Here is an 11,572-nt window from a genome sequence, read left to right as displayed (position 1 = left end):
TTGAATTATCGAATTCCAGAAATTACTGAAGGACTGAATTAATCAATAATTCAATCCCTCAATAATTCAATAATTATTCTAACGTGATATCTAAACCTAAACCTCTTAACTCATGAACCAATACGTTGAATGATTCAGGAACTGATGGTGTTGGCAGGTTTTCACCTTTAACAATAGCCTCATAAGTTTTGGCACGGCCGATAACATCATCCGATTTAACGGTTAATATCTCTTGCAGAATATTGGCAGCACCAAATGCTTCCAATGCCCAAACCTCCATCTCACCAAAACGCTGACCACCAAACTGGGCTTTACCACCCAATGGTTGTTGTGTAATTAATGAGTATGGCCCGATAGAACGTGCGTGCATCTTATCATCAACCATGTGACCCAATTTCAGCATGTATATAATACCTACTGTGGTCTGCTGGTCAAATCTGTCACCAGTTAAGCCATTGTATAAATAGGTACGGCCAGATTCTGGTAAGTTTGCTTTTTTAACCCACTCCTCAACTTCGGTATGGCTTGCACCATCAAAAATTGGGGTAGCGAATTTAATGCCTAACTCTTTACCTGCCCAACCTAATACGGTTTCGTATATCTGCCCTAAGTTCATACGTGAAGGTACACCCAGCGGGTTCAACACAATATCAACCGGTGTTCCGTCTTCAAGGAAAGGCATATCCTCATCACGTACAATACGTGCAACAATACCTTTATTACCGTGACGACCGGCCATTTTATCACCTACTTTAAGCTTACGCTTTTTAGCGATGTAAACTTTAGCCATTTGAACAATACCAGATGGTAACTCATCGCCCACGCTGATAGCAAATTTATCACGACGGTAAGCACCTAATTCCTCATTAACTTTGATGTTGTAGTTATGAAGTAAGGTTTTTATCTGGTCGTTTTTATCATCATCAGTAGTCCATTTAGTTGGGTTAATGTTTTCGTAATTAAGTTCAACTAAAATTTTCTGGGTGAATTTAACACCTTTAGGTACATGAAGCTCTTTGTAAACGTTGTAAACACCTTGTGATGTTTTGCCGTTCACAATCTCAAATAACTTTTCAATCAAAGTGTTTTTAAGGTCTTTTACTGCTTTATCATGTTTGTTATCCAATTTCTCCAACTGTGCTTTTTCTTCGGCTTTCGACGTTTTCTTGGCACGGCTAAACAATTTGGTATCTATAACCACACCTGCAATTGAAGGTGGAGTCTTTAGAGATGCATCCTTAACATCACCAGCTTTATCACCAAAAATGGCGCGTAACAGTTTTTCTTCCGGTGATGGGTCAGATTCGCCTTTCGGAGTAATCTTACCAATCAGGATATCGCCTTCTTTAACCTCGGCACCAACACGGATAATACCGTCTTCGTCAAGGTCCTTAGTAGCTTCTTCTGATACGTTAGGGATATCTGGTGTTAATTCTTCTTCGCCACGTTTGGTATCACGTACTTCCAATTCAAATTCTTCAACGTGAAGCGAAGTGAAAATATCCTGCGATACAACGCGCTCGGAGATCACGATAGCATCCTCAAAGTTGTAACCTTGCCAAGGCATGAAAGCCACTTTTAAGTTACGGCCCAGGGCAAGCTCGCCTGCCTGTGTTGCGTAACCTTCGCAAAGCACCTCGCCTTTTGATACCCTTTGGCCTTTTTTAACAATTGGCTTAAGGTTCATCGTAGTACTTTGGTTGGTTTTCTTAAACTTGGTTAAACGGTAGCTTTTTGAATCGCCATCAAAAGATATCAGGCGGTCAAGCTCGTTACGGTCATATTTAATACGGATTTCGTTAGCATCTACATATTCAACCACACCATCGCCTTCGGCATTGATTAGTGTACGTGAATCTTTAGCCACACGACCTTCCAAACCGGTACCAACAATTGGCGCTTCAGGGCGTAACAAAGGTACAGCCTGGCGTTGCATGTTTGAACCCATCAAGGCACGGTTAGCATCATCATGTTCTAGGAACGGAATCAGCGAAGCCGCGATAGAAGTGATCTGGTTTGGCGCAATATCCATTAAATCAAGTTTCTCCGGATCAATAATCGGGAAGTCACCTTCAAAACGGGCTTTTACTTTCGGTAAAGCAAATACACCATTATCATCATAATGCGCGTTTGCCTGGCCAATTGTTTTACCATCTTCATCTTCGGCCGATAAATAGATAACCGGCTCCTGAACCTGCACTTTACCTTCAACCACACGTTTGTACGGAGTTTCGATAAAGCCTAAATTATTGATTTTGGCGTGTACGCAAAGCGACGAAATCAAACCAATGTTTGGTCCTTCCGGAGTTTCGATGGTACATAACCTACCGTAGTGGGTATAGTGTACGTCACGAACCTCGAAACCCGCACGCTCACGTGACAGACCACCGGGCCCAAGGGCTGACAGACGACGCTTGTGCGTGATCTCTGCCAGTGGGTTGGTTTGGTCCATAAACTGTGATAACTGGTTAGTTCCGAAGAACGAGTTGATCACAGATGATAGTGTACGCGCGTTGATCAGATCGGTTGGTGTAAATACCTCGTTGTCGCGGATGTTCATACGCTCACGGATGGTACGGGCCATACGGGCCAAACCAACACCAAACTGGGCATATAATTGCTCGCCAACTGTACGAACACGACGGTTTGACAAGTGATCAATATCATCCACCTCGGCTTTTGAGTTGATCAGTTTGATCAAGTATTTTACGATGGCGATAATATCCTGCTTGGTTAATACCTTAGTTTCATCAGAGGTATTTAATTTCAACTTGCGGTTGATGCGGTAGCGGCCCACATCGCCCAGGTCATATCTTTTATCCGAGAAGAACAAACGATCGATGATACCACGTGCAGTTTCCTCATCAGGTGGTTCGGCGTTACGTAATTGACGATAGATATGCTCCACCGCTTCTTTCTCGGAGTTTGAAGTATCCTTTTGTAAAGTGTTATATATAATAGTATAATCACCGCTGGTTGAAGCATCTTCCTTGTTCAGGATGATGGTTTTAACGCCAGCATCAATGATCATATCAATATGGTCATCTTCTAATACAGTTTCACGCTCAAGGATAATTTCGTTACGGTCGATAGATACCACTTCACCGGTATCCTCGTCCACAAAATCTTCTACCCATTTTTTGAGTACCCTTGCAGCAAGCTTACGGCCAATGAATTTCTTCAGGCCCGATTTGCTAACCTTTACTTCGTCGGCCAGTTCAAATAACTCTAAAATGTCCTTATCAGAGTCATAACCAATGGCACGCAGCAACGTGGTAACCGGGAATTTCTTTTTACGGTCGATATAAGCGTACATCACGTTGTTAACGTCTGTAGCAAACTCAATCCATGAACCCTTGAAAGGAATAACACGGGCAGAGTATAATTTTGTACCGTTGGTGTGGCGGCTTTGGCCAAAGAATACACCAGGTGAACGGTGTAACTGCGATACAATTACACGTTCGGCACCGTTAATAACAAATGTACCTTTAGGCGTCATGTAAGGGATTGTGCCCAAATAAACGTCTTGTACAATTGTTTCAAAATCTTCGTGCTCTTCATCGTTACATGACAGGCGAAGCTTGGCTTTTAATGGTACGCTATAAGTTAATCCGCGCTCGATACACTCTTGTATATCATAACGTGGCGGATCAATAAAGTAATCCAGAAACTCTAAAACGAAGATGTTCCTTGAATCCGAGATCGGAAAATTTTCAGCAAACACTTTAAACAAACCTTCTTTATAGCGGTTGTCTGAGGTGGTTTCCAATTGAAAAAATTCCTGGAAAGATTGTAACTGAACATCCAGGAAATCGGGGTAATCAAGTACCTTTCTACTGGTTGCAAAGTTTACTCTTTGATTAATGTTGTTTGCCAAGGTGTTTAATTTTTAGTTTATTAATAAACTTTTGTAGATGTGAGATTTGAGATGTGAGATTTGAGATCGAGTTGATGTTTTAAAGACTTAGCAATTACAAAAATTGGCAAAGTCTCGTATCTCAAATCTCATATCTATTATCTTCTCAATCCAAACCTTTATAAACAGCAATAGACCCCGACCAAAATAGGTCGGAGTCTCATGCTATATTTTATTGGGTTAACTTATTTAACCTCAACTACTGCTCCAGCTTCTTCTAATTGTTTTTTCAAAGATTCAGCTTCTTCTTTAGTTACACCAGTTTTAACTTCTTTAGGTGCACCGTCAACAAGATCTTTAGCTTCTTTCAAACCTAAGCCGGTTAAGTCTTTTACTAATTTAACAACCGCTAATTTAGCGCCACCTGCTTCTTTCAGGATAACGTCAAATGCAGTTTGTACTGCTTCAGCAGCAGGAGCGTCATCGCCACCAGCCGGAGCAGCAGCAACAGCAACAGCTGCAGCAGCAGGCTCAATACCATACTCATCTTTTAAGATCTGAGCTAATTCGTTTACTTCCTTTACTGTTAAGTTTACCAACTGTTCAGCAAACGCTTTTAAATCCGCCATTTTATTTAAATTTTACTTTTAATGCTTTTTGTTTATTGTTATCTAACTTTAATGAGGTGTTAGTTAACCTCTTTCTTGTAATGTTTTTACCAAACCTGCGATAGTATTTCCGCCTGATTGCAGTGCAGAAATAACATTCTTGGCTGGTGATTGCAATAATCCGATAACTTCGCCTATCAGCTGCTCTTTTGATTTCAACTTGATCAACGTATCGATCTGGTTGTCGCCAATAAATATTGCTGAATCAATATAAGCTGCTTTTAAAATCGGTTTGTCACTTTTTTTCCTTAATTGTTTAATCAACTTTGCCGGAGCAGTTGCTGATTTTGAAAAAAGGATTGATGATGAACCTTTTAATACATCAAATATTGGAGTGTAATCGCCACCTGCAGCTTCCATAGCTTTTTTAATCAAGCTATTTTTTGCCACTTTCATCGTGATTTCGCTTTGGAAACACTGACGACGGATATCATTGATCTTTGCAACTGTTAAATTAGAGGTATCAGTAATATAGAAATTACCGTACTCTTTCATTTGCTCAGTAAGGGCAAGAACAAGGTCGTATTTTTCTTCTTTATTCATGATTAGATCCCCGCTACTGATTTAGTTTCAACTGTTATTCCAGGAGACATGGTTGAAGAGATGTGAATGCTCTTGAAATATGTTCCTTTTGCTGCCGACGGTTTTAATTTTGAGATAGTTTGCAATACTTCTAATGCATTCTCATAAATTTTATCTGCAGGGAATGATGCTTTTCCTATTGAGGTATGGATGATACCTGTTTTATCAACTTTGAAGTCGATTTTACCGCCTTTTACCTCAGTTACAGCTTTTCCAACTTCTGGAGTTACTGTTCCTGATTTAGGGTTTGGCATAAGGTTACGCGGGCCTAAAATTCTACCCAAACGACCTACCTTAGCCATTACGCTTGGCATAGTGATGATAATATCAACGTCAGTCCATCCGCCTTCAATCTTGGCAATATATTCATCCAAACCTACGTAATCCGCACCTGCATCTTTAGCTTCTTGTTCCTTGTCAGGAGTACAAAGCACCAATACACGTACAGTTTTACCGGTTCCATGAGGTAATGTTGCTATACCACGTACCATTTGATTGGCTTTACGCGGGTCAACACCTAAACGAACGTCTATATCAACTGATGAATCAAATTTAGTTAAGGTTAATTCCTTTACCAAAGCTGATGCAGCTTCTAATGAATACGATTTGTTTGCCTCAATTTTGGAGAGTGCCGCTTTTTGATTTTTTGTTAATCTAGCCACTGTCTTAAACTGATTTTGTATAAATTCTTGTTTATTTCGGATTTCGGATGTTAGATTTCGGATTTAATTCTCCGTTATCGCCGTCCTCCATCGAAACGTTAATTTTTGATCTGAAATTTGAGATTTTGAGATTTAAGATTTTAAAAATCCGAAATCGAAAATCCGAAATCCGAAATCAATTTAGTTCCAGGGAGCCGTACCTGATACGGTGATTCCCATACTACGGGCAGTACCTGCCACCATTTTCATGGCTGATTCTACAGTAAATGCATTTAAATCTACCATTTTATCTTTGGCTATAGTTTCAACCTGCTCCCAATTTACATTGGCAACTTTTTTACGGTTGGGTTCAGCCGAACCACTTTTTAAACCTGTAACTTCCAATAACTGGATTGCAACAGGAGGGGTTTTGATGATAAATTCGAAAGATTTGTCAACATAAACAGTAATCAAAACAGGCAACACTTTTCCAGCTTTATCCTGGGTACGTGCATTAAATTGCTTGCAAAACTCCATGATGTTCACACCTTTTGCACCCAATGCAGGGCCAATTGGAGGTGATGGGTTTGCGGCGCCGCCTTTAACCTGCAGCTTTACCATTGCACCGATCTCTTTTGCCATTTTAATTTACTTTAATTATAACTCAATGTTAGTAAGTGGAAGCTAAGTAACATTTAAGGACTTTTAATGACTGAATTATTGAATTAGTGAATTATTGATTTCAGCTTACCCAATTAAAAAGCCACTTATATTTTTTAAACTATATCCAACTGATAAATCAATAATTCAATAAATCAGTAATTCAATAATTATTCTTTCTCTACCTGCATGTAATTCAATTCAAGCGGCGTACGGCGCCCGAATATCTTTACCATAACTTTTAATTTCTTTTTCTCTTCGTTAACTTCTTCGATAACACCGCTGAAGCCATTGAAAGGTCCGTCCATTACTTTTACGTTTTCGCCTATGTAGTAAGGTACGTTCATTGTTTCGCCCTGGGCACTCATTTCATCAACCTTACCTAAAATACGGTTAACTTCGGCTTGGCGCAGTGGGATAGCATTACCGGCTTTATCGCCTAAAAATCCTATAACACTGTTTATATTCTTGATGATGTGTTCGGTTTCGCCATCTAATACGGCTTCCATCAATACATAGCCAGGAAAGTAGTTACGCTCTTTAGCAATCTTTTTTCCATCGCGCATTTGGTAATACTTTTCTGTTGGTATTAATACCTGTGGCACCAAATGGGTAATGCCCAAACGACTAATTTCGGCATCTATATATTGTTTAACCTTTTTTTCTTTACCACTTATGGCCCTAACTACATACCACTTCAATTGATCACTCATCGCTATCTCCTAAATATTATGTAAGTGAACTATAAAATGCTTTAAGCAAATAAGCTATGATCTGGTCCATACCTAAAATAACCATGGCAATGATAATTGCAGCAACCAATACCAATATGGCACTGCTTTGCAACTCACGCCAGGTTGGCCAGGTTACCTTCTCAGTTAACTCGATGTATGATTCTTTAATATATTCAATTACGTTAGCCATTTTAAACTTTGCTTATGCACGGGAACAAGGATTCGAACCCTGATCAAAGGTTTTGGAGACCTCTATTCTACCGTTGAACTATTCCCGTGTATATTTTATAATAAGAAAACATAAGTTTACTTTTTACAGTAAACTTATGTTTCCAATTAACCTTTTTGAAATTCTTATTTCAAAATTTCAGTTACCTGGCCAGCACCTACTGTTCTGCCACCTTCACGGATAGCGAAACGTAAGCCTTTTTCCATAGCGATAGCGTTGATCAATTTTACAGTGATGGTAACGTTATCACCTGGCATAACCATTTCTACACCTTCGGCCAATGAAATTTCACCGGTTACGTCAGTTGTACGGAAATAGAATTGCGGGCGGTATTTGTTGAAGAATGGAGTGTGACGGCCACCTTCTGCTTTTGATAATACGTATACTTCTGCTTTAAAGTCGGTGTGTGGAGTTACTGAACCTGGTTTGCAAATAACCATACCACGACGGATATCAGTTTTTTCAATACCACGTAACAATAAACCTACGTTGTCACCAGCTTCACCGCGATCAAGGATCTTACGGAACATCTCAACACCAGTTACAGTTGATTTCAAGTTTTCGGCACCCATACCAAGGATGTCAACTTGCTCACCTGAGTTGATTACACCACGCTCAATACGACCGGTAGCAACAGTACCACGACCAGTGATTGAGAATACGTCTTCAACAGGCATTAAGAAAGGAAGATCTGTCAAACGTGGAGGGATAGGGATAAAGTTATCAACAGCATCCATCAACTCCATGATTTTACCAACCCAGGTAGGATCGCCGTTAAGACCACCTAATGCAGAACCCTGGATTACTGGGATATCATCACCTGGATATTCGTAGAATGATAATAATTCACGAATTTCCATTTCTACTAATTCTAATAATTCCGGATCATCAACCATGTCAACCTTGTTCATGAAAACAACAAGTGCAGGTACACCTACCTGACGTGCCAACAGGATGTGTTCGCGGGTTTGTGGCATCGGACCATCAGTTGCAGCAACTACAATGATTGCACCGTCCATTTGAGCAGCACCTGTAACCATGTTTTTCACGTAATCCGCGTGACCTGGACAGTCAACGTGAGCGTAGTGACGGTTAGCAGTTGAGTACTCAACGTGCGCGGTGTTAATTGTAATACCACGTTCTTTTTCTTCAGGAGCTGAGTCAATTGAATCAAATGAACGAGCTTCTGATAAACCTGCATCAGCTAAAACTTTAGTGATAGCTGCAGTAAGGGTTGTTTTGCCGTGGTCAACGTGACCGATTGTACCGATGTTTAAATGCGGTTTACTGCGGTCAAACTTTTCTTTTGCCATGATTTATAATTATTTGTAGGTTAATTTATACTTAAAAATGTATTCTTTATTATGTTTTATTCTGTTGAGCCAACAATGGGATTTGAACCCATGACCTCTTCCTTACCAAGGAAGTGCTCTACCCCTGAGCTACGTCGGCTTATTTTTTGTTCATTGGTTCACTCGTTTATTAGTTCACTGGTCTTTTGCGGCTGCCACTAATGAACAAATGAACTAACCGACAAATGAACCAACCGAGCGGAAGACGAGGTTCGAACTCGCGACCTATAGCTTGGAAGGCTATCGCTCTACCAACTGAGCTACTTCCGCTTGTTTATTTTCAGTTTCCGTTTTGCAATTTTCAGTTGGCACCGTGCCTGCTGATAATACAAATTGGTAAACCTTTTTTAATCAAGTTAGCAGTTCCCAATCATCTGATAACTTTAACTGCTATCTGAAAACTGAAAACTGCCTACTCAATAAGTGGGGAGAGAAGGATTCGAACCTTCGTAGCCGAAGCAGCGGATTTACAGTCCGCCCCATTTGACCGCTCTGGTATCTCCCCAGTTGTTGATTTCGGATTTGTGCTGCCCAAGATTGAAGCTAAACATCACACCTCCGAAAAAAACAGAGCCTCCTATCGGGATCGAACCAATGACCTACTGATTACAAGTCAGTCGCTCTACCAGCTGAGCTAAGGAGGCTTATTTTTTATTTTACTCTTTCAATTACCGTAACCCTGGGGTTCCGTTTATCGAGCGGCAAAACTAATAAGTTTTTTATATTTTAAAGAACATTCTTTACAAAAATTTACAAGGTATTTTACTACGCTGGCACCTCTCTGAAAGGGATTGCAAATCTACAAAAAAATAGCGCGCTTCAAAATTTTTTATCAAAAAAAATCGACGGGCTGTAAACCCGTCGATTTTAACCATAAAATGGCCTTTTTTATATTAAAATCCTTCTTCTACCTCGGTTAGTATCACCTTTTTGGCGGCAGCATCGGCTATAGTTTTCTTCTGTTTATGCTTCTCAATCTGTTTGCGCAGGCTCTCAACTGCCAAATCCGTGGCTTCTTCAAAACTTTTGCATTTCTCTTTGGCAAAAATCTGGTTGCCCGGCAATAATAATTTAATCTCGGCAATTTTATTTGCCTCATCTTCCACGTTTTCAAGCTTTAAGTAAACCTCGCCACTTATAATATGATCATAAAACGTATCCAGCTTATCAGCTTTCTTCTGAATAAAATCTAATAATTTCCTGTCTGCGGTAAAATGAATTGATTGCACTGTAATTTTCATGTTTCCTCCTTTAATTACGCCTTTGGATGGGCTTGTTTGTAAATAGACTTTAATCGTTCAACTGAATTGTGTGTATAAATCTGGGTGGCGCTAAGGTTAGCGTGCCCCAAAAGTTCTTTAATGGAGTTCAGGTCGGCCCCATTGTTGAGTAAGCTTGTTGCAAATGTGTGCCGCAGTACATGCGGGCTTCTTTTTGTTTGGGTTGATATGTTAGAGAGGTATTTTTGCACTATCAAATAAATTAGTTGCCGATAAGCGTCGGTACCTTTACTTGTAACGATTAACATTACCGAAATGTTATGAAAATTTTGATTTTTCTTTAACTCCAGGTAACGCCCAAGTAATATCCGCAGTTCGGTATTGATAGGTATAATGCGTTCCTTATTACGTTTACCCAGCACTTTTAAGGTGCCTTCATAGTCGTTAATGTCACTGTCTTTCAGGCCCAACAGCTCGGCAAGGCGTATGCCGGTGCCAAACAATAATTCAACCACCAGCTTATTGCGCATGCCTTCAAAATCATCATCGGTAACAATATCGTTATCCAGCATTTGGGTAAGGCTTGCGCCCTCAACTACCACAGGCAGATGCTTAGGTATTTTTTGCGAACGGATTTTTGATGCCGGGTTTTGCGTAATAACACCCTCCTGTAGTAAAAATTTAAAATACTTGCGTAGTGTGGCCATTTTCCGGTTTACAGACCGGCCGGTCAATTTATGGTCAATCATGCTCACCATCCAGTTGCGGATGTCATGATAGGTAATTTGGTTGGGATGGGTAATTATAGGTTCGGGGACAACGGTGGCATTACCAGGGTTGTTGAGGAAGAGCATAAACTGATCCAAGTCTGATTGATAGGCCGATACGGTATGCAGGGAGTACCGCTTTTCGAACTTAATATATTGGATAAAACGCTCTAAAAACATAAAAACTATTTGAACATCCAGAGATTGAATGTACAAATAGTTTTAATATAGTGTTAAGAAAACTGAAAAATTCTTTTGACAGAATTAAACAGTGGTTTCTAAGTTCATATTTTGCTTGTAGATGGCATGTTTAACAACATGACGACGGGTTACAGATTTTTTTTCAAAAGCCTGACGACTGCGAAGTTCTCTTAAAACACCTGTTTTTTCAAATTTCTTTTTGAAGCGTTTCAATGCTTTGTCTAATGATTCGCCGTCTTTTACGTTAATAATGATCATAATTTCCTAAATACCTCCTTTCAAGGGAGGGCAAAGTTAACTATTTGGTTTTGAATATCAAATAGGGAAGATAAAATAGTTGATTGGGTTGATTAGGTAAGTGGTTAAAATTGCCGAGGCTTTATTTTAGCAGCTCTTTCAACCTTCGTACTTCACTAATCAACCTTGGGATGTCTTGTTTCGCAAAGGCAATAAAATCATAATCCGCAATAGTTGCTCCCGTCATTTCTATGTCTTCTTCCCTGCCGTCTCCTTCGCCGGTCATTATAAGCTATTGCCGCTTTCATGATCGCGGTTTTCTATATAGGCTTTCCACGGGCCATTTTGAGTACTGGCGCATCTTTGTTCTATTTCATTTAATTCTTCGTCAGTTATCATTTTGTATTCATTTAATGCATTCTATT

The 11,572-nt window shown here is 39.9% G+C and carries 12 protein-coding genes and 5 tRNA genes; all 17 read right to left on the bottom strand.

Going from position 1 to position 11,572, the window contains the following annotated elements; all coding sequences use genetic code 11:
• Nucleotides 1-73: 73 nt before the first annotated feature.
• The gene (rpoB, locus tag FSB76_RS19800; protein WP_147056351.1) at nucleotides 74-3,877 is read right to left on the bottom strand and encodes a DNA-directed RNA polymerase subunit beta; all 3,804 of its coding nucleotides are present in this window, start codon (nucleotides 3,875-3,877) and stop codon (nucleotides 74-76) included.
• 224 nt (nucleotides 3,878-4,101) lie between these two features.
• A complete protein-coding gene (rplL, locus tag FSB76_RS19795) occupies nucleotides 4,102-4,485 on the bottom strand; it encodes a 50S ribosomal protein L7/L12 (RefSeq protein ID WP_073405423.1) in 384 nt (127 codons plus the stop codon).
• 63 nt (nucleotides 4,486-4,548) lie between these two features.
• A complete protein-coding gene (rplJ, locus tag FSB76_RS19790; protein ID WP_090642968.1) occupies nucleotides 4,549-5,067 on the bottom strand; it encodes a 50S ribosomal protein L10 in 519 nt (172 codons plus the stop codon).
• Nucleotides 5,068-5,069: 2 nt separating this feature from the next.
• Complete coding sequence (gene rplA, locus FSB76_RS19785; RefSeq protein ID WP_090642963.1) at nucleotides 5,070-5,768, bottom strand: 50S ribosomal protein L1; 699 nt, start codon at nucleotides 5,766-5,768, stop codon at nucleotides 5,070-5,072.
• Nucleotides 5,769-5,948: 180 nt separating this feature from the next.
• The gene (gene rplK, locus FSB76_RS19780) at nucleotides 5,949-6,389 is read right to left on the bottom strand and encodes a 50S ribosomal protein L11 (RefSeq protein ID WP_090642959.1); all 441 of its coding nucleotides are present in this window, start codon (nucleotides 6,387-6,389) and stop codon (nucleotides 5,949-5,951) included.
• A 188-nt stretch (nucleotides 6,390-6,577) separates the two neighbouring features.
• Nucleotides 6,578-7,120, bottom strand: coding sequence for a transcription termination/antitermination protein NusG (gene nusG, locus FSB76_RS19775; RefSeq protein ID WP_076374894.1), 543 nt, complete (start codon nucleotides 7,118-7,120; stop codon nucleotides 6,578-6,580).
• A 16-nt stretch (nucleotides 7,121-7,136) separates the two neighbouring features.
• Nucleotides 7,137-7,331, bottom strand: coding sequence for a preprotein translocase subunit SecE (gene secE, locus FSB76_RS19770; RefSeq protein WP_147056350.1), 195 nt, complete (start codon nucleotides 7,329-7,331; stop codon nucleotides 7,137-7,139).
• A 17-nt stretch (nucleotides 7,332-7,348) separates the two neighbouring features.
• Nucleotides 7,349-7,419, bottom strand: a tRNA-Trp gene (locus tag FSB76_RS19765).
• Between the two features lie 76 nt (nucleotides 7,420-7,495).
• Nucleotides 7,496-8,683 carry an elongation factor Tu gene (gene tuf / locus FSB76_RS19760; RefSeq protein WP_090642950.1) on the bottom strand — a complete coding sequence of 396 codons (1,188 nt, stop codon included), beginning with the start codon at nucleotides 8,681-8,683 and terminating at the stop codon, nucleotides 7,496-7,498.
• A 67-nt stretch (nucleotides 8,684-8,750) separates the two neighbouring features.
• A tRNA-Thr gene (locus FSB76_RS19755) sits at nucleotides 8,751-8,822 on the bottom strand.
• Between the two features lie 97 nt (nucleotides 8,823-8,919).
• Nucleotides 8,920-8,992 (bottom strand) — tRNA-Gly (locus FSB76_RS19750).
• Between the two features lie 154 nt (nucleotides 8,993-9,146).
• Nucleotides 9,147-9,227: transfer RNA gene (locus FSB76_RS19745), tRNA-Tyr, on the bottom strand.
• A 66-nt stretch (nucleotides 9,228-9,293) separates the two neighbouring features.
• A tRNA-Thr gene (locus tag FSB76_RS19740) sits at nucleotides 9,294-9,366 on the bottom strand.
• A 249-nt stretch (nucleotides 9,367-9,615) separates the two neighbouring features.
• Entirely contained in the window at nucleotides 9,616-9,963 is a 348-nt protein-coding gene (gene hpf, locus FSB76_RS19735; RefSeq protein WP_147056348.1) for a ribosome hibernation-promoting factor, HPF/YfiA family, read from the bottom strand.
• 14 nt (nucleotides 9,964-9,977) lie between these two features.
• Nucleotides 9,978-10,925 (bottom strand): tyrosine-type recombinase/integrase, encoded by a 948-nt coding sequence (locus FSB76_RS19730; protein ID WP_317131353.1) that lies wholly within the window; start codon nucleotides 10,923-10,925, stop codon nucleotides 9,978-9,980.
• A 48-nt stretch (nucleotides 10,926-10,973) separates the two neighbouring features.
• Nucleotides 10,974-11,168 carry a 30S ribosomal protein S21 gene (gene rpsU / locus FSB76_RS19725; protein ID WP_090642938.1) on the bottom strand — a complete coding sequence of 65 codons (195 nt, stop codon included), beginning with the start codon at nucleotides 11,166-11,168 and terminating at the stop codon, nucleotides 10,974-10,976.
• A gap of 121 nt (nucleotides 11,169-11,289) precedes the next feature.
• Nucleotides 11,290-11,433, bottom strand: a complete 144-nt coding sequence (locus tag FSB76_RS32510) for a hypothetical protein (RefSeq protein ID WP_225976254.1) — start codon at nucleotides 11,431-11,433, stop codon at nucleotides 11,290-11,292.
• Nucleotides 11,434-11,572: the final 139 nt, after the last annotated feature.

It is taken from the genome of Mucilaginibacter ginsenosidivorax (assembly GCF_007971525.1).
Lineage (GTDB): Bacteria > Bacteroidota > Bacteroidia > Sphingobacteriales > Sphingobacteriaceae > Mucilaginibacter > Mucilaginibacter ginsenosidivorax.
Note: the sequence above shows the minus strand (reverse complement) of the source record. Positions and strands in the feature narration are given on the sequence as shown.

Excerpts from the sequence above, each read along its gene's own strand:
- rplL (WP_073405423.1), bottom strand. The coding sequence starts at position 4,485 with ATGGCGGATTTAAAAGCGTTTGCTGAACAGTTGGTAAACTTAACAGTA.
- rplJ (WP_090642968.1), bottom strand. The coding sequence starts at position 5,067 with ATGAATAAAGAAGAAAAATACGACCTTGTTCTTGCCCTTACTGAGCAA.
- rplK (WP_090642959.1), bottom strand. The coding sequence starts at position 6,389 with ATGGCAAAAGAGATCGGTGCAATGGTAAAGCTGCAGGTTAAAGGCGGC.
- nusG (WP_076374894.1), bottom strand. The coding sequence starts at position 7,120 with ATGAGTGATCAATTGAAGTGGTATGTAGTTAGGGCCATAAGTGGTAAA.
- secE (WP_147056350.1), bottom strand. The coding sequence starts at position 7,331 with ATGGCTAACGTAATTGAATATATTAAAGAATCATACATCGAGTTAACT.
- tuf (WP_090642950.1), bottom strand. The coding sequence starts at position 8,683 with ATGGCAAAAGAAAAGTTTGACCGCAGTAAACCGCATTTAAACATCGGT.
- hpf (WP_147056348.1), bottom strand. The coding sequence starts at position 9,963 with ATGAAAATTACAGTGCAATCAATTCATTTTACCGCAGACAGGAAATTA.
- rpsU (WP_090642938.1), bottom strand. The coding sequence starts at position 11,168 with ATGATCATTATTAACGTAAAAGACGGCGAATCATTAGACAAAGCATTG.
- FSB76_RS32510 (WP_225976254.1), bottom strand. The coding sequence starts at position 11,433 with ATGACCGGCGAAGGAGACGGCAGGGAAGAAGACATAGAAATGACGGGA.